The organism is Streptomyces sp. NPDC059256 (assembly GCF_042753785.1).
In the GTDB taxonomy this organism is placed as follows: Bacteria; Actinomycetota; Actinomycetes; order Streptomycetales; family Streptomycetaceae; genus Streptomyces.
Genome location: NZ_JBHYZO010000009.1, coordinates 1 through 22270 on the forward strand (window position 1 = coordinate 1; position 22270 = coordinate 22270).

The 22270-nt window shown below is 67.3% G+C and carries 18 protein-coding genes, 1 pseudogene and 1 riboswitch; of the genes and pseudogenes, 13 read left to right on the forward strand and 6 right to left on the reverse strand.

From position 1 onward, the window contains the following. The first annotated feature begins 271 nt into the window (after nucleotides 1–271). The 10 genes and pseudogenes from ACFXJL_RS20680 to ACFXJL_RS20725 form a co-directional block, all read left to right on the forward strand. On the forward strand, nucleotides 272–880 hold the full coding sequence (locus ACFXJL_RS20680) for a CDP-alcohol phosphatidyltransferase family protein (RefSeq protein ID WP_329015658.1): 609 nt from the start codon (nucleotides 272–274) through the stop codon (nucleotides 878–880). A 111-nt stretch (nucleotides 881–991) separates the two neighbouring features. Then, entirely contained in the window at nucleotides 992–3487 is a 2496-nt protein-coding gene (locus ACFXJL_RS20685) for a mannose-1-phosphate guanyltransferase (protein WP_358882030.1), read from the forward strand. A 98-nt stretch (nucleotides 3488–3585) separates the two neighbouring features. Beyond that, a complete protein-coding gene (locus ACFXJL_RS20690) occupies nucleotides 3586–4518 on the forward strand; it encodes a DUF881 domain-containing protein (protein ID WP_358882031.1) in 933 nt (310 codons plus the stop codon). Further along, the gene (locus ACFXJL_RS20695; protein ID WP_006376801.1) at nucleotides 4515–4847 is read left to right on the forward strand and encodes a small basic family protein; all 333 of its coding nucleotides are present in this window, start codon (nucleotides 4515–4517) and stop codon (nucleotides 4845–4847) included. Before ACFXJL_RS20690 ends, ACFXJL_RS20695 begins: the two co-directional genes overlap by 4 nt. A gap of 15 nt (nucleotides 4848–4862) precedes the next feature. Further along, complete coding sequence (locus tag ACFXJL_RS20700) at nucleotides 4863–5675, forward strand: DUF881 domain-containing protein (protein ID WP_358882032.1); 813 nt, start codon at nucleotides 4863–4865, stop codon at nucleotides 5673–5675. A gap of 148 nt (nucleotides 5676–5823) precedes the next feature. After that, on the forward strand, nucleotides 5824–6705 hold the full coding sequence (locus ACFXJL_RS20705) for an FHA domain-containing protein (protein WP_329027316.1): 882 nt from the start codon (nucleotides 5824–5826) through the stop codon (nucleotides 6703–6705). Between the two features lie 17 nt (nucleotides 6706–6722). Continuing rightward, complete coding sequence (locus tag ACFXJL_RS20710) at nucleotides 6723–7463, forward strand: MerR family transcriptional regulator (protein ID WP_384637215.1); 741 nt, start codon at nucleotides 6723–6725, stop codon at nucleotides 7461–7463. Nucleotides 7464–7516: 53 nt separating this feature from the next. Then, entirely contained in the window at nucleotides 7517–7990 is a 474-nt protein-coding gene (locus ACFXJL_RS20715; protein ID WP_005475662.1) for a bifunctional nuclease family protein, read from the forward strand. Between the two features lie 247 nt (nucleotides 7991–8237). Further along, the gene (locus ACFXJL_RS20720; protein ID WP_358882034.1) at nucleotides 8238–8834 is read left to right on the forward strand and encodes a MerR family transcriptional regulator; all 597 of its coding nucleotides are present in this window, start codon (nucleotides 8238–8240) and stop codon (nucleotides 8832–8834) included. A 106-nt stretch (nucleotides 8835–8940) separates the two neighbouring features. Further along, nucleotides 8941–10012: pseudogene (locus tag ACFXJL_RS20725) on the forward strand (DNA polymerase IV); the annotation flags it as partial. Between the two features lie 718 nt (nucleotides 10013–10730). Here the strand turns inward: ACFXJL_RS20725 and ACFXJL_RS20730 are convergent. Beyond that, on the reverse strand, nucleotides 10731–11147 hold the full coding sequence (locus ACFXJL_RS20730; RefSeq protein ID WP_358882035.1) for a PRC-barrel domain-containing protein: 417 nt from the start codon (nucleotides 11145–11147) through the stop codon (nucleotides 10731–10733). A 123-nt stretch (nucleotides 11148–11270) separates the two neighbouring features. Continuing rightward, a riboswitch (glycine riboswitch) is annotated at nucleotides 11271–11367 on the forward strand. A 179-nt stretch (nucleotides 11368–11546) separates the two neighbouring features. Between ACFXJL_RS20730 and gcvP the strand changes: the two genes are divergently transcribed. Next, complete coding sequence (gene gcvP / locus ACFXJL_RS20735) at nucleotides 11547–14432, forward strand: aminomethyl-transferring glycine dehydrogenase (protein ID WP_384694439.1); 2886 nt, start codon at nucleotides 11547–11549, stop codon at nucleotides 14430–14432. A gap of 171 nt (nucleotides 14433–14603) precedes the next feature. On the opposite strand, the gene ACFXJL_RS20740 is transcribed toward gcvP, so the two are convergent. Beyond that, nucleotides 14604–14795 carry a DUF5999 family protein gene (locus ACFXJL_RS20740; protein ID WP_329015635.1) on the reverse strand — a complete coding sequence of 64 codons (192 nt, stop codon included), beginning with the start codon at nucleotides 14793–14795 and terminating at the stop codon, nucleotides 14604–14606. Nucleotides 14796–15185: 390 nt separating this feature from the next. Then, nucleotides 15186–15773, reverse strand: a complete 588-nt coding sequence (locus ACFXJL_RS20745; RefSeq protein ID WP_358882037.1) for a hypothetical protein — start codon at nucleotides 15771–15773, stop codon at nucleotides 15186–15188. 504 nt (nucleotides 15774–16277) lie between these two features. On the opposite strand from ACFXJL_RS20745, the gene ACFXJL_RS20750 reads away from it, so the two are divergent. After that, nucleotides 16278–17792 carry a glutamate-cysteine ligase family protein gene (locus ACFXJL_RS20750; RefSeq protein WP_358882038.1) on the forward strand — a complete coding sequence of 505 codons (1515 nt, stop codon included), beginning with the start codon at nucleotides 16278–16280 and terminating at the stop codon, nucleotides 17790–17792. Between the two features lie 30 nt (nucleotides 17793–17822). On the opposite strand, the gene ACFXJL_RS20755 is transcribed toward ACFXJL_RS20750, so the two are convergent. Next, nucleotides 17823–19835: a substrate-binding domain-containing protein gene (locus ACFXJL_RS20755; protein WP_384694443.1), complete on the reverse strand. Its 2013-nt coding sequence runs from the start codon at nucleotides 19833–19835 to the stop codon at nucleotides 17823–17825. 160 nt (nucleotides 19836–19995) lie between these two features. Here ACFXJL_RS20755 and ACFXJL_RS20760 point away from each other — a divergent pair, with 160 nt between their 5' ends. After that, nucleotides 19996–20790 carry a CPBP family intramembrane glutamic endopeptidase gene (locus tag ACFXJL_RS20760; protein WP_384637200.1) on the forward strand — a complete coding sequence of 265 codons (795 nt, stop codon included), beginning with the start codon at nucleotides 19996–19998 and terminating at the stop codon, nucleotides 20788–20790. A gap of 27 nt (nucleotides 20791–20817) precedes the next feature. On the opposite strand, the gene ACFXJL_RS20765 is transcribed toward ACFXJL_RS20760, so the two are convergent. Then, nucleotides 20818–21681, reverse strand: a complete 864-nt coding sequence (locus ACFXJL_RS20765) for a PhzF family phenazine biosynthesis protein (RefSeq protein WP_384694446.1) — start codon at nucleotides 21679–21681, stop codon at nucleotides 20818–20820. Between the two features lie 87 nt (nucleotides 21682–21768). After that, nucleotides 21769–22197: a VOC family protein gene (locus ACFXJL_RS20770; protein WP_358882042.1), complete on the reverse strand. Its 429-nt coding sequence runs from the start codon at nucleotides 22195–22197 to the stop codon at nucleotides 21769–21771. Nucleotides 22198–22270 lie beyond the last annotated feature (73 nt).

Genomic DNA, 22270 nt, shown 5'->3' on the forward strand with positions numbered 1-22270 from the left:
GAAGCTAAGCCTTTCAGCGCCGATGGTACTGCAGGGGGGACCCTGTGGGAGAGTAGGACGCCGCCGAACAATTATTGTGATGAGGGCCCTGTACCAGCTAGGTACAGGGCCCTTTTCGCATTCCCCAAGACATTTCGCAGGCACTATTCGCAAACACCATCCCTGTTCGTCAGGTGGGACAGAGACGCGCCACACCCCTGTGGCCTTCACCCTTGTGGCTGAGGCTAAGCTCAGTGAGCAACGTCAGCACGTTCCCACAGGAGGCCCCCGGGTGGAGGTCCAAGAGACCCGCGTTCAGACGGACCGGGTACTCACCATCCCCAACATCCTCAGCATGGCCCGTCTCGCCGGTGTACCGCTCTTCCTGTGGTTGATTCTCCGCCCCGAGTTCGGCGGGCCCAAGAGCGACGGCTGGGCACTGCTGGTGCTCATGCTGAGTGGGATCAGTGACTATCTCGACGGGAAACTAGCCCGCCGCTGGAACCAGGTCAGCAAGCTCGGCCGGCTCCTCGACCCCGCCGCGGACAGGTTGTACATCCTGTCCACGCTGGTCGGTCTTACCTGGCGTGAGATCCTCCCGCTGTGGCTCACGGCCGCCCTTTTGGCCCGTGAACTGATGCTCCTGGTGATGGTCGCAATCCTTCGACGGCACGGCTATCCACCACCGCAGGTGAACTTCCTCGGCAAGGCCGCCACCTTCAACCTGATGTACGCGTTTCCCTTGCTCCTGCTCAGTGACGGAACTGGATGGCTGGCGTCACTCGCTGCTATTTTCGGATGGGCCTTCGCCGGATGGGGTACAACTCTGTATTGGTGGGCAGGGATGCTGTATGTGGTCCAGGTCCGCCGCCTCGTCAAGGCGGACACAATGGCCGATTGACCTCGTCGATGCGGAGCCGTGCAGTGTGGCCGGCGGCGCATGACGCCAAGAGGGCCTCTTTGGACGAGTGAAGTCGGCTGACCGTCGTCTCTCAAGGAGGACGCTTCCGACATGAAGGCCGTCGTGATGGCCGGTGGCGAAGGCACCCGGCTTCGCCCCATGACTTCGAGCATGCCCAAGCCACTCCTACCGGTCGCCAACAGGCCGATCATGGAGCATGTGCTGAGGCTGCTGAAGCGGCATGGGCTCACCGAGACCGTAGTCACCGTGCAGTTCCTCGCATCCCTGGTGAAGAACTACTTCGGTGACGGAGAAGAGCTCGGAATGGAGCTCACCTACGCCAATGAAGAGAAGCCACTCGGCACCGCGGGCAGTGTGAAGAACGCCGAGGAAGCACTGAAGGACGACGCATTCGTCGTTATTTCCGGTGATGCTCTCACCGACTTCGACCTCACAGATCTCATCGCTTTCCATAAAGAGAAAGGTGCATTGGTCACCGTTTGCTTGACCAGAGTCCCCAACCCTCTGGAATTCGGCATCACCATCGTCGATGAGGGTGGCAAGGTCGAGAGGTTCTTGGAGAAGCCGACCTGGGGTCAGGTGTTCTCTGACACGGTGAACACCGGGATCTACGTCATGGAGCCCGAGGTCTTCGACTATGTCGAGGCGGATGTCTCCGTCGACTGGTCCGGAGATGTCTTCCCGCAGCTCATGAAGGAAGGCAAGCCGATCTACGGCTATATCGCCGAGGGCTACTGGGAGGACGTCGGTACGCACGAGAGCTATGTGAAGGCCCAGGCCGATGTGCTGGAGGGCAAGGTCGACGTCGAGATCGACGGCTTTGAGATCTCGCCGGGGGTCTGGGTGGCCGAAGGCGCCGAAGTCCATCCGGACGCGGTGCTCCGGGGACCTCTCTACATCGGTGACTACGCCAAGGTGGAAGCCGGCGTGGAGATCAGGGAGCACACCGTCGTCGGCTCCAACGTGGTCGTGAAGACCGGTGCCTTTCTCCACCGGGCCGTCATCCACGACAACGTGTACATCGGGGAGCACTGCAATCTCCGTGGCTGTGTGATCGGCAAGAACACCGACATCATGCGAGCCGCTCGCATCGAGGACGGCGCGGTCATCGGCGATGAGTGTCTCGTCGGTGAAGAATCGATTGTCCAGGGCAATGTGCGGGTGTACCCGTTCAAGACGATCGAGGCCGGCGCCTTCGTCAACACGTCGGTGATCTGGGAGTCGCGCGGGCAGGCCCACCTCTTCGGAGCCAGGGGAGTCTCCGGGATCCTCAATGTGGAGATCACACCTGAGCTGGCCGTCAGGTTGGCGGGTGCGTACGCCACCACGCTCAAGAAGGGGTCCACGGTCACCACCGCCCGTGACCACTCCCGCGGCGCACGAGCACTCAAACGGGCCATGATCTCGGCCCTCCAGGCCAGCGCCATCGATGTGCGCGACCTGGAGAACGTGCCCCTTCCCGTGGCTCGGCAACAGACCGCACGCGGGAGCGCGGGCGGAATCATGATCCGTACGTCGCCGGGTGTGCCCGAGTCGGTCGACATCATGTTCTTCGACGAACGCGGCGCCGATCTCTCCCAGGCCGGTCAACGCAAACTGGACCGCGTGTACGCACGGCAGGAGTACCGGCGTGCCTTCCCCGGCGAGATCGGGGACCTGCATTTCCCTGCGAGTGTCTTCGACTCGTACACCGGCTCCCTGCTGCGCAACGTGGACACCACGGGTGTCGCCGAGTCAGAGTTGAAGGTCGTCGTCGACGCCTCCAACGGCAGTTCGGGATTGGTCCTGCCCAGCCTGCTGGGCAGGCTGGGAGTCGATGCTCTGACCATCAACCCCGGGCTCAACGAGGCCAGGCCGACCGAGACGGCGGAGACGCGCCGTGCCGGTCTGGTTCGTCTGGGAGAGATCGTGGCCTCCGCCAGGGCGGCCTTCGGCGTACGGTTCGACCCCGTGGGGGAGCGACTGTCCCTCGTCGACGAACGCGGTCGGATCATCGAGGACGACCGTGCGCTGCTGGTCCTTCTCGACCTCGTCGCGGCCGAGCGCCGCAGCGGTCGGGTGGCCCTGCCCGTGACCACCACGCGGATCGCCGAGCAGGTGGCGGCGTACCACGGGACCCAGGTCGAGTGGACGACGACCTCACCCGACGATCTCACCAGGGTCGGTCGAGAGGACGCCACCATCTTCGGTGGGGACGGCCGGGGCGGCTTCATCGTGCCGGAGTTCAGCAGCGTGTTCGACGGGACGGCGGCCCTGGTGCGGCTGGTGGGGTTGGTGGCGCGCACACAGCTCACGTTGAGCCAGATCGATGCCCGTATCCCCCGTGCCCATGTCCTCAAGCGCGACGTCGCCACCCCCTGGGCGGTGAAGGGGCTCGTCATGCGACGGGTCGTCGAAGCTGCGGGCGAGCGGCACGTGGACACCACGGACGGGGTCCGAGTGGTCGAAACCGACGGCCGTTGGGTGATGGTGTTGCCCGATCCGTCCGAGGCCGTCACCCATCTGTGGGCCGAGGGCCCGGACGACGCCTCTGCCCAGGCGCTGCTCAACGAATGGGCCGAGGTGGTGGATAGCGCAGGTCAGTAATGGTGTGACCGGTATGTCGGGGGCCGCGTCCGAGCGGCCCCCGACGCTTGCGTAGGGCCATTCGGCGGTAGCGCACATGACGTGCGACGATGTGCGGCATGTCGCAGCAGCCCCCGGTTCGGAGCACCGGCTCTCCACCCGTACGCCCGGCACGTCCCGATGCCTCGATGTCGCTGCTGACGAACGTCATGGAGCACAGCCTCGACGAGGGATACGCGGAGGCCGCGGCGCGTCGGGAGGCGGACGGGCGACTGCCCCGAACTCTGCGGGCCAAGCTCGGACTGGCAGCAGGTCTGGTCCTGGCCGCCATGGTTGTGACCGTGGGTGCCGCAGAAGCTCGGATAGCGGCTCCGGTGGTGGCCAAGGAGCGCGAGGAGTTGATCGACCGCATCGACGAGGAGACGGCTGCCGCGAACGCACTGGAGCGGGGCGTCGAAGAACTCCGCGACGAGGTGGGAGAGCGCCAGCAGAAGGCGCTGAACACCAAGGGGGGCGAACAGGAGCAGTTGGTCGGACTGCTTGCGGGGTCGACCGATGTGGAGGGCCCCGGTATCAGTCTGGTCATCGACGACGCCAAGGACACCGCGCAGGGCGGTGGCGGCCCCCGTGAGAGCAGCGGCTTCAGTGATACGGGCCGGGTCCGCGACCGGGACATGCAGCGCATCGTCAACGGATTGTGGCAGTCCGGCGCGGAGGCCGTGGCGATCAACGGGCAGCGGCTGACCGCACTGTCCGCCATCAGGGCCGCCGGCGACGCCATACTGGTGGACAACAAGCCTCTGGTGCCGCCCTACACGGTGCTTGCCGTGGGGGAGGGAAACCGGCTGAACACGACGTTCCAAGACAGTGCGGACGGCCTCTACCTCCATGCGCTGAAGGAGAACTTCAACATCCGCTTCACCATCTCCACCAAGGACAAGGTGCGCCTCCCGGCGGCACCGAGCCTGATCGTCCGCACAGCAGAGCCGAAGACCGCCGACGCCGAGGGCCGTGGGCAGGGGACGGTAGACACAGAGAAGGGCACATCGTGATCGCCGTACTGGGCCTCGTCGTGGGAGTCGTGGCCGGACTGCTGGTCCGGCCCGAAGTGCCGGCGGTGGTCGAGCCCTATCTACCGATCGCCGTAGTGGCGGCACTGGATGCCGTGTTCGGTGGACTGCGGGCCATGCTCGACGGGATCTTCGTGGACAAGGTCTTCGTCGTGTCCTTCCTGTCGAACGTGGTGGTCGCCGCCCTGATCGTGTTCCTGGGTGACAAGCTCGGCGTGGGTGCGCAGCTGTCGACTGGTGTGGTGGTCGTCCTCGGCATCCGGATCTTCTCCAACGCCGCGGCGATCCGACGGCACGTGTTCCGGGCCTGAGGAATGAAGGGCGAAATGAACAGCAACCGCATGCCGCTGCCGGACGAATCGGGCGAGCCGTCGGGCGGTGAGGCCGGGGCGCCACGGGCGCCGCGGGAACCGGTGGGGTTGACCGGCCGTCAGCGCCTGGTCGCGGGTCTGTGGCCGCCGAGGATCACCCGCGCCCAACTGACCGTGGCCGTCCTGCTGTTCGTGCTCGGCCTCGGGCTGGCGATCCAGGTGCGTTCGACCAACGACGACAGCGCGCTGCGCGGCGCGCGGCAAGAGGACCTGGTGCGGATCCTGGACGAGCTGGATGACCGCAACCAGCGCCTTGAGGACGAGAAGCAGCGCCTCGAAGCACAGCGCACGGAGTTGGAGAACAGCTCCGACCGTGCCGAAGAGGCCCGCAAGCAGACCCAGCAGAAGGAGCAGCAACTCGGCATCCTGGCCGGCACTGTTGCGGCGCAAGGGCCGGGGATCACACTCACGATCGAGGATTCTTCGGGTGCCGTGGAGCCCGATATGTTGCTCGACGCGATTCAGGAGCTCCGGGCTGCGGGGGCGGAGGCGATCCAGGTGAATGAGCACAGGGTGGTGGCGGGTTCCTATTTCACCGGGGCGGGTGGTGACATCGAGGTGGACGGGAACCGGATCGGCGCGCCCTACATCTTCAAGGTCATCGGGAAGCCACAGGACCTGGAGCCGGCTCTGAACATTCCGGGCGGCGTGGTCCAGACATTGGAGAAGGAGCAGGCCATTGCCACGGTGGTCCGCTCGGAGAAGATCATCGTGGATAGCTTGCGGCCCGTGGAGCGGCCTGACTACGCTCGGTCGTCAGCCCAGTGAGGCGGGGTTGCATAAGGGTCTACCGGCCAGGGCAAGAGCTCGGCAGGGGTCGGCGCACGGAATATGTGCCGCGTGGTGGAAACTGTCGGACGGGTACGGACGTTGTGATGATGTCCGGGTCGGCAGGTGTGTTCATTGAGGGTTCGTCCTGCCCCACGGGCGGGTCTATTTCGGTCAAGGGGAATCGCCCGTGAAGTTGTTTGCGAAGTTGTTCGGCAAGAGCGGACGCGAGGATGGCGGAAACGCCAGGCATCGCGCTCGGCGTCGTGGCCAGGAGGAGGAGCAGAGCGCGGAGCGCCCGCTCTTCCGTGACGAGGTCGCCGGCTCGGGCGGTGGCGTTCCCGGTGGTCAGGGCGAGTCGGTTGACCCTGCCGGTGCCGGCCGCATAGGTTTCGGAGACTCATCGACCTCAAGTTCGGGTGGAGGGTTCCCCTCCGACCCGTATGCGACCAATCCCCGTGGGGGACAGCCGCGGCAGGAGGACACGTCCATGTCGGCCGTGACGGTTTGTACGAGGTGCGGGCACCGCAATGCCGCGTCGAGCAGATTCTGCTCCAACTGTGGTGCGCCCCTGCGCGGTGGGGCTCCGGCCGAGCGTCCGTCGGAGACGACGTCGACGATTTCCATCTCGGGCTTGGAGGCGTACGACTCCGAGGTCACCGGACAGACCCAGGTCCCGTCGCTCTCCCCGGAGGCGCAGGCCGCCGTCGACGCCCTCCCCTTCGGTTCAGCGCTGCTGGTGGTGCGTCGGGGTCCGAACTCAGGAAGCCGTTTTCTGCTCGACGGCGAGCTGACCACCGCGGGTCGCCATCCGCAGAGCGACATCTTCCTGGACGACGTGACCGTCTCCCGTCGTCACGTGGAGTTCCGTCGTGGTCCTGACGGCAGTTTCAGCGTTGCGGACGTCGGCAGCCTCAATGGAACCTACGTCAACCGCGAGCGGATCGACTCGGTCTATCTGGCCAACGGCGACGAGGTCCAGATCGGTAAGTACCGACTGGTCTTCTATGCGAACCAGCGGGGCGTGTAACCCGTCAGGGAAGGTCCATGCGAACACCGACGGGCGGTGCCGGTCGCGGCACCGCCACCGCGGGGGATCGGCTGATGAGCATCGGTACGGTGCTCGGTCAGTTGCGTGATGAGTTCCCCGAGGTCACCATCTCCAAGATTCGTTTCCTGGAGGCCGAGGGGCTGGTAGAGCCGCGTCGTACCCCATCCGGGTATCGCAAGTTCAGCCCCGACGATGTGGAGCGGCTCGCGCAGATTCTGCGGATGCAGCGGGACCACTATCTTCCGCTGAAGGTCATCCGGGAGCATCTGGACGCGGTCGCCCGTGGTGAGCAGCAGCCGCTTCCGGCGCCCAGTGTGCAGCGGGAGCACCCCGACGCGGCCTGGGAGGCCCCCAGTGAGCCTCGTACGGCCGCCAGGGTGGGTCGGGCGGAGTTGCTGGCCGCTGCTGGGGTCAGTGAGCAGGAGCTCGCGGAGTGGGAGTCCTACGGGCTGCTGACGCGGGATGGCGACGGAGGGTACGACGCCGAGGCCGTCACGGTGGCGCGGCTGGTCGTCGAGCTGGGCAGATTCGGTCTGGAGCCTCGACACCTTCGGGCCATGAAAGCCGCGGCTGACCGGGAGGCGTCCTTGGTTGAACAGGTGGTTGCACCCTTGCGGCGGCATCGCAATCCGCAGACCAGAGCCCATGCGGAGGCCACCGCGAACGAGCTGGCAACCCTGTCGGTACGGCTGCACGCGGCCCTGATGCGGACGGCCCTCGGGGTACGTCTTGACTGATCTTGGACCTGCCCGACTACCCAAAGGGGTCGGGCACGTCCTAGGGTTGCTGTGTGAACGAGCTCGACGTTGTGGGTGTCCGGGTGGAAATGCCCTCCAACCAACCGATCGTGCTCCTGCGTGAAGTGGGAGGCGATCGGTACCTCCCCATCTGGATCGGTCCCGGGGAGGCGACCGCCATTGCTTTCGCCCAGCAGGGCATGGCCCCTGCCAGGCCGCTGACGCACGACCTGTTCAAGGACGTGCTGGAGGCGGTGGGGCAGGAACTCACCGAGGTCCGCATCACCGACCTGCGCGAAGGGGTCTTCTATGCGGAGCTGGTGTTCGCCAGCGGAGTCGAGGTGAGCGCGCGTCCGTCGGACGCCATAGCGCTCGCACTGCGCACCGGTACGCCGATCTTCGGCAGTGACGGGGTGCTCGACGACGCGGGGATCGCCATTCCCGATGAGCAGGAGGACGAGGTGGAGAAGTTCCGCGAGTTCCTCGACCAGATCTCTCCGGAGGACTTCGGCACCAACAGTCAGTGACGGTTCGTTGCTGATTGGTGTGCCCGTGAGTGGCGCTGCGGAAGTCCTCTGCGCCACTTGCGTGTTCTCGGTCCAGAGGGCACGTCAGCATGGCGTTTTGGGGCCATTCGAGTAGCCTTTCCCCGAATTGGGGCATGGGAAACCACTCTCAGGGTGATTATCACTCGGCGTGCCGAGTGTGGCGATCGTTGACGCACCCCTGGTGACTGCCTACCTTTCGAGTGGGCAGGTCAAGGAGGAGGTCGGCGTGAGAAGTAGCGGCGACGGTGCGGTTGGGGGCGCCCTCGGCCGACGTCTGGGGGAGAGCGGGCCGTTTCCGCTCCAGGAGAGTGCGTCGGAGTCATCGACGGAGGAAATCGGCTATCGCGGACCGACCGCATGTGCGGCGGCCGGGATCACCTATCGACAACTCGACTACTGGGCGCGCACCGGTCTGGTCGAGCCAAGCGTTCGTGCGTCCCATGGATCGGGCGCTCAGCGGCTCTACAGCTTCCGCGACGTGGTCACCCTGAAGATCGTCAAGCGTTTCCTGGACACGGGTGTGGCCCTTCAGAACATCCGTGCCGCCGTCCGGCACCTGCGTACCCGTGGCGTGGGCGATCTGGAGCGCATGACCTTGATGAGCGACGGGGCAACGGTCTACGAATGCTCCTCGCCCGACGAGGTCGTCGACCTGCTCCAAGGTGGCCAGGGCATCTTCGGCATCGCCGTGGGCGTCGTGTGGCGCGATGTCGAGGCTGCCCTGTCGCAGTTGCACGGGGAGCGGATCGACACGGGGGAGACCCTCGTCGGCAACCATCCGATGGACGAGTTGGCCCGGCGCAGAAGGGATCGCGCGGTCTGATCCCGTCCGGCCCGGGCGGCGGGCCGCGGTTTTTCCGATGTCTTTCCGGCTCGGGCGGCGGTGCTGTCCGACGTCGTTGTCACAGGCGTGAGGCAGCATCGGAGATGTGAGATCCGTTCCGACGATCCTCCATCTCGACATGGACGCCTTCTACGCGGCAGTGGAGCAGGCGGCCAAGCCCAGCCTGCGCGGAAAACCCGTGATCGTCGGCGGGCTCGGACCACGCGGGGTGGTGGCGACCGCCTCGTACGAAGCCCGTCGCTTCGGGGTGCACTCGGCGATGCCCATGGCGTACGCCCGTCGGCTCGCTCCGAACGCTGCCTACCTGGTGCCCAGGTTCTCCCTCTACCGGGCGGTCAGCGAGCAGGTGATGGAGCTCTTGGGTCGGCTGTCCCCACTGGTGGAGCCCCTGAGCCTGGACGAGGCGTTCGTCGATCTGGAGGCGGGTGGATCCGCCGATGACTCGCGATCCGCGCGTGCCGCCGGTGAGTCGCTGCGCGCCGACATCCTCGCGGCGACCGGGCTCGCGGGTTCGGTCGGACTCGCAGGTTCCAAGATGCTGGCGAAGATCGGGTCGGAGCAGGCCAAGCCCGACGGACTGGTCCTGATCGAGCCGGGCACGGAGCGCGAACTGCTCGCTCCTCTGCCGGTGCGAACACTGCCCGGGGTGGGGCCGGCCACCGGCGAGCATCTGCGGCGGGCGGGGATCACGATCTGCTCCGACCTCGCCGCGGCGGGCGAAGACGAACTGGTACGGCTGCTGGGCAAGGCGCACGGTTCGGCGATCCACCGGATGGCGCTGGGACATGACGATCGACCCGTGGTCGCCGAGCGGGACACGAAATCGGTCTCGGTGGAGGACACCTTCGACGTCGATCTCCACGACCGGACCAGGATCAGGGTCGAGGTGGAGCGGCTCGCCGAGCGCTGCGTACGGCGGTTGAGGTCGTCCGGGCATTCGGGTCGCACCATCGTGCTGAAGGTCCGGCGCTATGACTTCTCGACGCTCACCAGGTCGGAGACCCTACGCGGGCCGACCGACGACCCGGTCGTGGTGCGGGAGGCCGCCGGTCGGCTTCTGGAAGGCGTGGACACGACGGGTGGGGTGCGGCTGCTGGGGGTGGGGGTGACCGGGCTCGCCGACTACACCCAGGAGGATCTGTTCGCGCAGGCGACCACGGCCCGCGAGGAGAGGGAGTCCGCGGGAGGCGAAGCGGACGCGGACCCCCGCGGTGGCGGACGCGTCGAGGGGCCGGGCGGGAGCGTTCGCCCGCCGGATCGAGCGCCCTTCGAGCGGTTCGAGCAGGAAGGCGGGCGTTCGCCGGCTCCCGTACCGCCGGACGGGTCGCCCGTGCGGTCCTCCGGCGAGCAGTCCGGCAGCGGTGCGGACCACAGATCGGGCTCCCGGGAGGAGCGGGAGACGTCCGGAGGGTCCGGGCCCTCGGAACGCTCCCGGGAAGAGCGGGAGACGTCCGGAGGGTCCGGGCTTTCGGAAGCCGATGCTGTCCGGTCGGCGGGTGCGGTCGGCGGAGCTTCCCGACCTCCGGGTGTCGTGGAGGGGGCCGCCAGGGGAGGCGTCCACGATGGCGCCGCCGATTCGGGTGAGCGGGAGAGCGGGGCCGGCGCGTCCATGGAGACCACCGGGGAGCCGGTGGGATCGGTGCTCGCCGAGCGTCGCTGGTCGGCCGGTCACGATGTGCACCACACCGAGTACGGGCCGGGGTGGGTCCAGGGCAGTGGTCTGGGTCGTGTCACCGTGCGGTTCGAGCAGCCTGGTTCGCCTCCGGGGCGCGTGCGCACGTTCCGGGTGGACGATCCCGAGCTCGTGCCGGCCGATCCGTTGCCCCTGGTCGGCGGCGGGCGGGTGGATGAGGGGAGCAGCGCAGGTCGGGCCGGTCAGGTTCCCTCGTCCTCGCGGCCGGCGATGCGGCCGAAGGAGCGGTCGGTCGAGGGCTCCTCCCCGGCCGGGCCGGGCGGGGGAGCGGGCGTCTCGGGTGCTGAGGACAGTTCGAGCCCGTAGTGGTGGTAGAGCTGGAGTTCCTGTTCGGGGGAGAGGTGCCTGCCCACACCGAAATCCGGTGCGTCCTTGATCAGCGAGCGCTCGTAGGGCACCTGGAGGACGTCGTCGGCGAAGGTGCTCGGCTCCAGCGGGACGAAAGCGTCCCTGCTGAAGAGTCCGGTGCGTACGGCCGCCCATTCGGGTGCACCGGTGGCGTCGTCGAGGTACACCTCGTCCACCGTTCCGATCTTGGCACCGTTGCGGTCGAACGCCTTGCGGCCGATCAGGCTGCGCGGATCGATATCGGTCTGCACGAGTCCTCCATATGTTGGCAAACTGCTCCATGGGCCACTAAAAAACACGAAAGGGCACAAAGTCGGTGTCGGCCACTTGAGCGATTGCCGAGAAGACGCGCTGGTAGGCTGACTAGCGGCTGCTGACCCCGCGCGGGAGAGTCCACCGGAAGGACGACGGTGGCGCCGAAGGAGCAAATCCTCCCCGGAATCTCTCAGGCACCTGTACCGCGTGGACGAGGTCACTCTGGAAAGAAGGGCGGGCGTCGGACGGCATCCGCTCTCACCGACGGTGAAAGCCGGAACGCTGCTGTTCGGCGATCCGGTGAAGCTCTCAGGTTGAGATGACAGAGGGGGAGGCCGTCCAGGGCATCCATGTGATGCCCCTCGCAGGTCGCGTCAGACCAGGAGGCCTCCTACATGACCGCCAACCGCACTCCGCTCGCACAGCTGGAGCGAGGCACCCCCTTCGAGCAGCGCCACATCGGGCCGGACACAGAGGCCCAGGCCAAGATGTTGGCGCAGGTGGGATACGGCTCGCTGGACGAGCTGACCGCCGCCGCCGTCCCTGAGGTGATCAAGAGCACGGAGGCGCTCGCCCTGCCGGAGGGGCGGTCCGAGGCCGAGGTGCTGAGCGAACTGCGCTCCCTCGCCGAACGCAACAAGGTGCTGGCGCCGATGATCGGTCTCGGTTACTACGGCACCTTCACTCCGCCGGTCATCCTCCGCAACGTGATGGAGAACCCCTCCTGGTACACCGCGTACACGCCGTACCAGCCCGAGATCTCCCAGGGGCGGCTCGAAGCCCTGTTGAACTTCCAGACCGTCGTCGCCGACCTGACCGGTCTGCCCACCTCGGGTGCCTCCCTGCTCGACGAGGGCACGGCAGCAGCCGAGGCGATGTCCCTGGCGCGACGGGTGGGCAAGGTCAAGGACGGCGTCTTCCTCGTTGACGCCGACGTCCTGCCCCAGACCCTCGCGGTGATCCAGACCCGCGCAGAACCGACCGGTGTCGAGGTCGTCACCGCTGACCTCGGCAACGGCATCCCCGCAGCCATCGCCGAGCGCGGTGTCTTCGGCGTACTCCTCCAGTACCCGGGTGCCTCCGGCGCGGTGCGCGACCTCGCGCCCGTCATTGAGCAGGCCCACGGTCTCGGTGCGATCGTCACCGTCGCCGCCGACCTCCTCGCGCTCACGCTGCTCACGCCTCCCGGCGAGATCGGCGCCGACATCGCCATCGGCACCACCCAGCGCTTCGGCGTCCCCATGGGCTTCGGCGGACCGCACGCCGGCTACATGGCCGTACGCGAGAAGTTCGCGCGCAGCCTGCCCGGACGGCTCGTCGGTGTCTCCGTCGACGCCGATGGCAACAAGGCGTACCGACTCGCCCTTCAGACCCGTGAGCAGCACATTCGCCGGGAGAAGGCCACCAGCAACATCTGTACCGCACAGGTGCTGCTGGCCGTGATGGCCGGTATGTACGCGGTGTACCACGGCCCGGACGGACTGCGGGCGATCGCCCACCGGACCCACCGGTACGCCACGCTCCTCGCCGAAGGGTTGACGGCCGGCGGTGTCGAGATCGTCCACGACGCCTACTTCGACACCCTGACCGTGCGGGCCCCCGGCCGTGCGGGTGCCGTTGTCTCCGCCGCACGTGAGGACGGGGTCAACCTGCACCTCGTCGACGAGTCGCACGTCTCCGTCGCCTGCGACGAGACCACCACCCGCGCCAACATCATCGCCGTGTGGGCCGCCTTCGGTGTCGAGGCGGACATCGACGCCCTCGACGCCGTCGCCGAGGAAGCCCTGCCGCAGGCCCTGCTGCGCAGCGGGGACTTCCTCACCCACCCGGTGTTCCACGAGCACCGTTCCGAGACCGCGATGCTGCGCTACCTGCGACGGCTCGCCGATCGCGACTACGCCCTGGACCGGGGCATGATCCCGCTCGGCTCCTGCACCATGAAGCTGAACGCCACCACCGAGATGGAGCCGGTGACCTGGCCGGAATTCGGGCAGATCCACCCCTTCGCCCCCATCGAGCAGGCGGCCGGCTACCTCACGCTCATCCGTGAGCTGGAGGAGCGCCTGGCCGAGGTCACCGGTTACGACAAGGTGTCCATCCAGCCCAATGCCGGTTCCCAGGGCGAACTGGCCGGACTGCTCGCGGTGCGCGCCTACCACCGGGCGAACGGCGACGAGCAGCGCACGGTCTGTCTGATCCCCTCCTCGGCGCACGGCACCAATGCGGCCAGCGCCGTGATGGCGGGCATGAAGGTCGTCGTGGTCAAGACCGCCGATGACGGAGAGATCGACGTCGCCGACCTCCGGGCCAAGATCGAGCAGTACCGCGACGAACTCTCCGTGCTGATGATCACCTACCCGTCCACGCACGGGGTGTTCGAGGAGCACGTGGCCGACATCTGCGCGCAGGTCCATGCGGCGGGCGGTCAGGTGTACGTCGACGGCGCCAACCTGAATGCGCTGGTGGGGCTCGCCAAGCCCGGCGAGTTCGGCGGCGATGTGTCGCATCTGAACCTGCACAAGACCTTCTGCATCCCGCACGGCGGCGGTGGCCCCGGCGTCGGACCGGTCGCCGTGCGCTCCCATCTCGCTCCGTACCTCCCCAACCACCCGCTCCAGCCGAGCGCCGGACCCGAGACCGGAGTGGGTCCGATCTCAGCCGCGCCGTGGGGTTCGGCCGGAATCCTGCCGATCTCCTGGGCGTACGTGCGACTGATGGGCGGCGAGGGACTCAAGCGCGCCACCCAGGTCGCCGTGCTCGCGGCCAACTACATCGCCAAGCGGCTGGAGCCGCACTACCCGGTGCTCTACACCGGGCCCGCGGGGCTCGTCGCCCATGAGTGCATCGTGGATCTCCGCCCGCTGTCGAAGGCGACCGGCGTCAGTGTCGACGACATCGCCAAGCGGCTGATCGACTACGGCTTCCACGCTCCGACGATGTCCTTCCCCGTCGCGGGCACCCTGATGATCGAGCCCACGGAGAGCGAGGACCTGAGCGAGATCGACCGTTTCTGCGCCGCGATGATCGCCATCCGTGGCGAGATCGAGAAGGTCGCGTCGGGTGCGTGGCCCGCTGACGACAATCCGCTGTGCAACGCCCCGCACACCGCGGCTGCTCTCGGCGGTGAGTGGGAGCATGCCTACAGCCGTGACGAAGCGGTCTTCCCCGCGGGTGTGAGCACGGCGGACAAGTACTGGCCGCCGGTCCGACGGATCGATGGTGCCTTCGGTGACCGGAACCTGGTCTGCTCCTGCCCGCCGTTGGACGAGTACGACGCCTGATCCCGGGCCGGACAGGGTTCGGGGCCGGTACGGAGGGATTCCTCCGGCCGGCCCCGATGGTTCGGCGGGTACGGGCACGGCCAGCACACGTACTCGACGATGACGTTCGCGGCGTCGCTACTGCCGTGGGGTGGTGGACCCGACGGCGAATGCCGTCGGATGTACGGCGGGTCAGGCGGCCGTCCTCGACTGGCGCTGGGGTGCGATGATCTGGCCGTTCGGCAGCAGCTCACCGGTGTCCTCGAAGAGGAGCACGCCATTGCACAGCAGGCTCCAGCCCTGTTCGGGATGGTGCGCCACGAGGCGCGCCGCGTCCCGATCGGCTGAGTCGGATGTCGGGCAGGGTGGCTGATGCTGGCACATGGGCGGGATCTTTCGCTCTGATGTGATGAGTGTCCTGCGGCTCGATGAGGAGTTCATGGCCGCCCCCGTATCTGTCGGTCCGTTCCCAGTGTTGCCCCACGGACGAGAATCCGCAGGGATTTCGCGGCACCTCGTCTTACTGGTTAAGGACGTATCACCCAGCCGGACGGTTCAGCCCAACTCCATTGTCCTTTCGGGTGGTTCAGGGGGGCCGGTACGGGCTAGTCCGGACGGAGCAGAAAGCGCCCCGCGACCGAACGGTCACGGGGCGCTCACGATGGTTTCGGCCGTCCTGAAGCGGAGATTCCGATGCTTCGGGACAGGGCGGTGCTTCAGGACTAGCCGATGTTCAGGACAGAACGGTGTTTCTGGTCAGAACGGTGCTTCGGGTCAGGCCGGTGATCCCAGCAGCGGCGGAGCCGTGAGCCGCAGGGTCATCACCGGAAGGAGGTCGCAGACCTGGTGCGCCCGGTGCGCCGCGATCCCCGGTGGCGCCGGGGCCAGCGGAACCAGGATGTCCGTGGGACGGAGCGCACCTGACGAGGCATCCGCGTCGATGTCCCCGTGCAGCCAGAGCGTGAGCATGTACAGCGCCGGAATGGAGAGCAGCCGTGGCTGGAACGGATGGTGGAGTGAATCCGCCTGTTGGAGCGCCCGTTCGGTCGAGGTGATGTACGGGCCTTCGAAGAAGTGCGAGAACGCCCAGCCGTCCGGGGTGAGTCGCGTCTCCGCAGCGGCGACGTACCCCTCGTGGGCGCGGATCAGTACCCGCCATCCGGTGAGGCGGGTACCCGGGGTGGGCGAGTTCGGGTCGATCTGGTCGAGTACGTGGACGGGAAGTGGTGACTCGGGGCTCACCGGTCCCTGGACGGACCGGAGAGCAGGGGTGCGATCCTCGTTGACGGCGGCGGGGGAGCCGAGTGCCGCGAGGACGCTGCGTAGGACAGGCGCGGGAGCCGGGAGGGCATGCAGCGGCATGGTGGGTCGCCTCTCACTTCGGGGAGACACGGCGGAGCATGGGAGGTGCGGACAGCGCTGTCGGCGTGCGGAGCCAGAGGGGCTAGGGGTCAGAGGGGGAACAGGGGCCGTAGGGCACCCGGTGCCAACTCTCTGCCTCGATTACGGAGTTTATACGACACGTGTTCACACAGTGATTCCGCTAGCGCCTGTGCGTATCGTCAGCAAGGCGCTTCCAGGACTGTTTCCTTGGATGAATCCGCAGGTTTTCGCCGGGAAATCCGCCCGGGCCTGGGCATTCTCCGGGATGGCGGTAGGCCGAAAAACGGCAGTGATTGTGTCTGGCACCGGGTAACGATAGGTGCGTACAACACCATCCCGAGATGCTGAACCGAGAGGCGACCCACGTCACACTACCGGTCCCCGAGCGACATGGCCGCGTTATAGATCAGTCAGTCTGGGCATTATCGTCCGAGACGCGAGCGACGGATGCCGCGCGATGCCCAGTCGAGGAAGGACGCTTCGATGGGGGAGAAGGTCGTGGCCGGCGGTTTCGAGCTCTCGGATCGTCATGAGTACCGGCGAAAGCTCCAGCAGTGCCTGGCGGGGCTGGGGCGACTGCTCGACGAGCAACGGTTCGACCGGCCCAAGAATCTGATGGGTCTGGAGATAGAGCTGAATCTCGTCGGCTCCGACGGTCTGCCGCGGATGATGAATGCCGAGGTGCTCGAACGCATCGCCAGTCAGGATTTCCAGACCGAGCTGGGAATGTTCAACCTGGAAGTCAACATCGTGCCCCACCGTCTCGGCGGCCGGGTCCTCGACCAGCTCGCCGAAGAACTGCGGACGGGACTCGCGTACGCACATCGAAAGGCCGACGAGGTCGGCGCCGGGATCGTGATGATCGGCATCCTTCCCACGCTCGCACAGGACGACCTGGTGTCCGCGAACCTCTCGGACGTCCGGCGCTACACGATGCTCAACGAGCAGATCGTCACCGCGCGGGGTGAGGCGTTCGAGCTCGACATCGATGGAGTCGAGCATCTGACCTGCACCTCTGCCTCCATTGCGCCCGAAGCGGCCTGTACGTCGGTGCAATTGCACCTACAAGTGACCCCGGGCCGTTTCGCGGATGTGTGGAACGCGGCTCAGGCAGTGGCAGCAATACAGATCGCGGTCGGCGCCAATTCGCCCTTTCTCTTCGGCAAGGAACTCTGGCGAGAATCGAGGCCGCCGCTCTTCCAGCAGGCCACCGACACCCGGCCACCCGAACTTCAGGCCCAGGGAGTACGACCCCGTACCTGGTTCGGTGAGCGCTGGGTGAGTTCGGCCTATGAGCTCTTCGAGGAGAACCTGCGCTACTTTCCGGCGCTCCTGCCGATCTGCGACGACGAAGAGGACCCATTGCGGGTCATCGACGAAGGCGGCGTACCAGGACTCCAAGAACTCGTCCTCCACAACGGCACGGTCTATCGCTGGAACCGTCCGGTCTACTCGGTCGCTGACGGTGTTCCCCATCTGCGGGTGGAGAACCGCGTACTGCCCGCGGGGCCCACGGTCACCGATGTGATCGCCAATGCCGCCTTCTACTACGGATTGGTTCGCGCGCTGTCCGAGGAGTCCCGTCCGGTGTGGACCCGCCTGCCGTTCGCCACCGCGGCGGAGAACTTCGACACCGCGTGCCGTCAGGGCATTGAGGCCACGGTGCAGTGGCCGAGGCCGGGGCGTAGCGGCGGTATCGCGGAGGTTCCCGTCGTCACGCTCGTCCGCGATGAGCTGCTACCGCTGGCCGCCGCCGGGCTGGACGCCTGGGGCATCGAGCCCGCCGATCGGGACCTCTACCTCGGAGTGATCGAGGAGCGGTGCAGACGACGGGTGAACGGTGCGTCCTGGCAGGCCGACACCTTCCACCGCGCGTTGGACGCGGGGCTCGGCCGGGACTCGGCGTTCGCGGCGACCACCCGCCGCTACAGCGAGTTGATGCACCTGGGCGAGCCCGTCCACACCTGGCCCGTCGGCTTTCCGGGGCAGGGCCGTTGACCGGGTTCTCCCGGGGCTGGGCTGCCCGGATCAGTCCCGATCGACGTCGAGGGAGCGGCCGACGGCCGTGATCGCCTTCAGGATCGCTCCTTGGATGTCGGCCGGGTCACTGACCTGGTAGCCGGCGCCACCCGTCACCTGGGCGATCTTGTCCAGCTCTCCTTGGTCGGCCGATGTCCCGACGGCGATGGCGATCAGCGGCACCGGGCGTCTGTCGTCCCTGACCTCCTTGAGCTTGGCGAGCAGCGTGCTCCGGGAGATGCTGAACCGGTCCTGGTTGGCCCCGTCGGTGACCACGATCAGCGCATTGAACTTGCCGGGCACATGACCGGCCTGGGCCGACCTGTAGGCGGCGAGCGTGGAGTCGTACAGCCCGGTCGCACCGTCCGGTACCGCCTTCAGTGCCTGGAACGCCGCCGAGAGCTGGGTCCGCTGGGACCGTTCACCGCGCACGAGTGCGCCGAGCCTGGCGGTCGGGACCAGTTCGCGGTAGTCATGGGGGCCGTTGAGCCCGGTGGCGAACTCCCAGAGCCCGATCTCGTCCTCCTGGCTGAACTGGTCGACCACGCGCAACAGGGAGGCTTTGGTGGCTTCGAGCCGTGTCTCACTGCGGCCGGGTACCGGCGACTGCATCGATCCCGAGACATCGACGACCGTCGTCAGTCGGGCGCTGCGCACCGTGACGGTCCATATGCCCAAGATCTCCTGGAGCAGGTCCCGTGAGACCTGGTCGGCGCTCGTGACCTGGCGGGCGTAGGGCTGCGGTGGTCTTCCGCCCGCCGTGTGCACCAGAACTGCCGGGGCCCCGCCCCTCGGCGGACGGAAGCCGTGGGCTGCGAGGTCGCGCAGGGAGGTGGCATCGCTCAGGAGCGCCATGAACCGTGTCGCCGCGCGTCCCTCGTCCACGGTCAAGTCGTTCACGTCGACCAGGTGGTAGGGGTAGTCGAGCCGGAGCGCGCGGTCCGTGGGATAGAAGAGGTCGAGGTCGTCCTTGTCGCCGGCGGAGAAGTTGTGGGTGAACGCGGCCTGCTCGGACAGGAACACCGCTTCGTTGCGCGAACTGCCGGGCGCGGAGAGCGTACGCAGGATCTGGGAATCTGCGGGGGCCAGCCGTTGGGCGAGCAACCTGGCGGTGGCGGCGATCCTGGCATCGGCGTCCGGAAGACCAGGTCGTGGCGTCCGGTCCGCTTTGGCCGGGGGGCGCTTGGCCCCTTCCTTCCGCGGTGGAGATGGGCTGGGCAGGGGTTGCTTCGGCCCCTTCGCGGCGCTGGGTTTCGGCTTCGGTTCTGTGGGGCGTTTGGCCGAGGGCGAGGAATCGGGCTCCTTCGATTCGGGCGCCGCGCTGGGTTCGTCGGGCAGGGGCCGGTCGGTGCCGTTGCGCTCCTCCCAGGTGCGATCGCCGCTCTCGCGGGCGTAGGAGGCTGCGACGCCGGCGAGGGCCAGCAGACCGGTGGCGCTGTGGGTGGGGTCGGCGGTGCCCAGATGTACGGATTCCGAGGCGGTCGTGGCCGTCGCCAACTGTGCCCAGGTGTAGGTCTTGCCGGGCCATCCCAGCCAACTGCCCGCCGAGCGGTCCGTGGCCACGCCGATCGGTGACACGGCGACCTCGCCCGCCACCGCCAGCGGTACACCGCGGCTGAACGCATCGGCCTGGTGGGCCCAGATCCTTGAGTCGGGGAGCCAGACCTCGTACTCCGACTCATTGCGGTGGTCGGACAGTTCCGTTGCGACCTGGTAGTTCTCCCGGGCCTTCACCCGGACGTCCATGCACTGGCCGTCTGAGGTGATCTTCTCCTGGTGGACCCGGTCGGCCGCGGCCCGGACGACGGGCGCGATGTCGGGGGAGACGGCGACGTCCAGTCGTACGGCGGACTCTTCGCAGGAGCGGCCGAACGGCGGCAGTCCGCTGTAGGCGGCGACGCCCGTACCCGCCGCGAGTGCCAGAACGAGTGCGGTGGCCATCAGCACCCGACGGTGTCGGGAGCGAGGTCCCGCGCCGCCCGTGCCGCCGGCCCCGGAATCGGGCAGGGTGTGACGTTCCATGCGATGGTGCCCTCCTTGAATGATGAACAAGGAAATGGCGCGGCGTCACATGGTGACGCAGACCCCCCGGCCTGTCGCGATCTTCGTACTCGCATTCGAGACCCTAGCGGGGTGAGGATGCGGATGAGGCTGGAATGGATAACTGGAGGCACGTGTGCACATGGAGGCGGGACGAGTGGCTGAGGCATTGCCCCAAGAGGTCGTGTCACCCAAGATCCTGAAGTCCGAGATGCTCCTGGTGCTCGCGCTGTCGCTCGGGGCCAGTGCCGTGTCGTCCCTGATCAGTTTTGTCGGCTCGCTCACCAAACCGGGCGACCTCAAGGACCAGGCAGCGACGTTGAACGGGTCCTATGCGCCCGGACGCCCCTGGCTCGACCTCTCCTGGCAACTCTTCGGCATCGCCACGGCCCTGGTGCCGGTCCTGCTTGTCGCGCACTTCCTGGTGCGCGAGCGCGCGGGACTGGCGGTCATCGGCTTCGATCGGCGCAAACCATGGTTCGACCTCGGAAGGGGAACCCTCCTCGCAGCTGGGATCGGAACTGCCGGGCTGGCGTTCTACCTGGTGGCACGCGCGGCGGGGTTCAACCTCACCGTGGTGCCCGAGTCCCTGCCCGAGGTGTGGTGGAAGTTCCCCGTACTGATCCTCTCCGCACTCCAGAACTCGATCGTGGAAGAGGTGATCGTCGTTGGGTATCTGCTGCGCAGGCTCGATCAACTGGGCTGGACGCCGATGGCCTCGCTCATCACCAGTTCGGTGCTCCGCGGTACGTACCACCTCTACCAGGGCATCGGCGGCTTCATCGGCAACATGGTCATGGGAGTGGTCTTCGTACTGCTCTATCGGCGCTGGGGCAGGGTCGGGCCCCTGGTCGTGGCCCATGCGCTGCTCGACATCGTCGCCTTCGTCGGATACGCCCTCCTGGCGGGACGGGTGGACTGGCTGCCCACGCCGTGACCGCCGGGCCAAATGTGTCCGTCCCGGTCAGGGGGCGATGAGCAGTTCGCCGTCGATGACGGTGTACGAACGACCGGTCAGCAGGGTCCGCTCGCCGCGCAGCGAGGTGCGTACCAGTCCCGAGCGGGCGGACGCCTGGAGGCCGGTCAGATCGGTCCGTCCCAGCCGTGCGGACCACAACGGGGCCAGGGCCGTGTGGGCACTGCCGGTCACCGGGTCCTCGTCGATGCCCATCCGGGGGAAGAAACAGCGGGACACGAAGTCGTAGTCACCTTCTGCCTCCTGGTCCCGTCGCTCGCCCGAACGCCCGGCCGCAGCCGTGGCGATGATGCCGCGCTCGGCGAAGGCGGCGAGCGCGGGGATGTCCGGGGTGATGCCGCGCACGGTGTCCTCATCGGTCAACTCGACCACCAGATCGCCGATGTGCGCGGCGGTGTCGTACGCGGCGAGCACCGGGGCGCCCAGGGCCTTCGCCACGCCATCGGGCACGGCCACCGGGGTCAACGAGGACGTGGGGAAGTCGAGGGTGATGGTGCCGTCCTCGTGGACGGTGGCGGAGAGGACGCCGCACCGGGCGGCGAAGCGCACCGTGCCCGAGACGGCTCCCGTGGAGTGCAGCACGTGCGCAGCGGCGAGGGTGGCGTGGCCACACATGTCCACCTCGGTGGTCGGGGTGAACCAGCGCAGAGCCCAGTCCGCATCCCCACCGGGCGGGAGGGGATGCACGAAGGCCGTCTCCGACAGATTGACCTCGGCGGCGACCTGCTGGAGCCAGGACGCCGCCGGGAATCCGGGGGCTCCGGGGCCGTCCTCGGGATCGAGGACGAGGACCCCGGCGGGGTTTCCGGTGAAGGGGCGGTGGGCGAAGGCGTCGACGATTCTGATGCGCATGGGCCGACGGTAGCCGTTGGGGGAAGCCGCAGGCCAAGGCCAATTCGATGGTGCTGGACCGGCTGGGCGGCTGTCTTGAGGAGGGCCTCAGTCGATGCAGAACTCGTTGTCCTCGATGTCCAGCATCGGGATGCACGAATCGTTGCCGTCGTAGAGCGTCTGCACATGGACCGCGCCGAGCGGGACCAACCGTGCGCGTTCGGCCTCAAGTACGGCGAGGCGCTCCTCACCCACGAGTCCGGTGCCGACCCGCACATCGAGATGCACCCGGTTCTTGGCGGCCTTCCCCTCGGGGACGCGCTGGAAGTAGAGCCGCGGACCCTCCCCTGAGGGATCGATGCACGCGAACCAGGAATCCCGTTCCTCAGGTGGCTGCGAGCCCCAGAAGTCATCCCAGGTGGCGAACCCCTCCGGCGGTGGTGGTACGACGTACCCCAACACCTCGCACCAGAAACGAGCGAGGCGCTCGGGTTCTGCGCAGTCGAAGGTGACTTGGAACTTCTTGACCGACGTCATCGGCCCACCCTAGGGCCGTGTGCCGGACATCGAAATACCAGGGTTCCACGGCGGGCGGGCGAGGTCCTGTGCG

Coding starts and splice junctions, on each gene's coding strand:
- ACFXJL_RS20685 (WP_358882030.1), top strand. CDS start 992: ATGAAGGCCGTCGTGATGGCCGGTGGCGAAGGCACCCGGCTTCGCCCC.
- ACFXJL_RS20690 (WP_358882031.1), top strand. CDS start 3,586: ATGTCGCAGCAGCCCCCGGTTCGGAGCACCGGCTCTCCACCCGTACGC.
- ACFXJL_RS20700 (WP_358882032.1), top strand. CDS start 4,863: ATGAACAGCAACCGCATGCCGCTGCCGGACGAATCGGGCGAGCCGTCG.
- ACFXJL_RS20710 (WP_384637215.1), top strand. CDS start 6,723: ATGCGAACACCGACGGGCGGTGCCGGTCGCGGCACCGCCACCGCGGGG.
- gcvP (WP_384694439.1), top strand. CDS start 11,547: ATGACCGCCAACCGCACTCCGCTCGCACAGCTGGAGCGAGGCACCCCC.
- ACFXJL_RS20740 (WP_329015635.1), bottom strand. CDS start 14,795: ATGTGCCAGCATCAGCCACCCTGCCCGACATCCGACTCAGCCGATCGG.
- ACFXJL_RS20745 (WP_358882037.1), bottom strand. CDS start 15,773: ATGCCGCTGCATGCCCTCCCGGCTCCCGCGCCTGTCCTACGCAGCGTC.
- ACFXJL_RS20750 (WP_358882038.1), top strand. CDS start 16,278: ATGGGGGAGAAGGTCGTGGCCGGCGGTTTCGAGCTCTCGGATCGTCAT.
- ACFXJL_RS20755 (WP_384694443.1), bottom strand. CDS start 19,835: ATGGAACGTCACACCCTGCCCGATTCCGGGGCCGGCGGCACGGGCGGC.
- ACFXJL_RS20760 (WP_384637200.1), top strand. CDS start 19,996: ATGGAGGCGGGACGAGTGGCTGAGGCATTGCCCCAAGAGGTCGTGTCA.
- ACFXJL_RS20765 (WP_384694446.1), bottom strand. CDS start 21,681: ATGCGCATCAGAATCGTCGACGCCTTCGCCCACCGCCCCTTCACCGGA.
- ACFXJL_RS20770 (WP_358882042.1), bottom strand. CDS start 22,197: ATGACGTCGGTCAAGAAGTTCCAAGTCACCTTCGACTGCGCAGAACCC.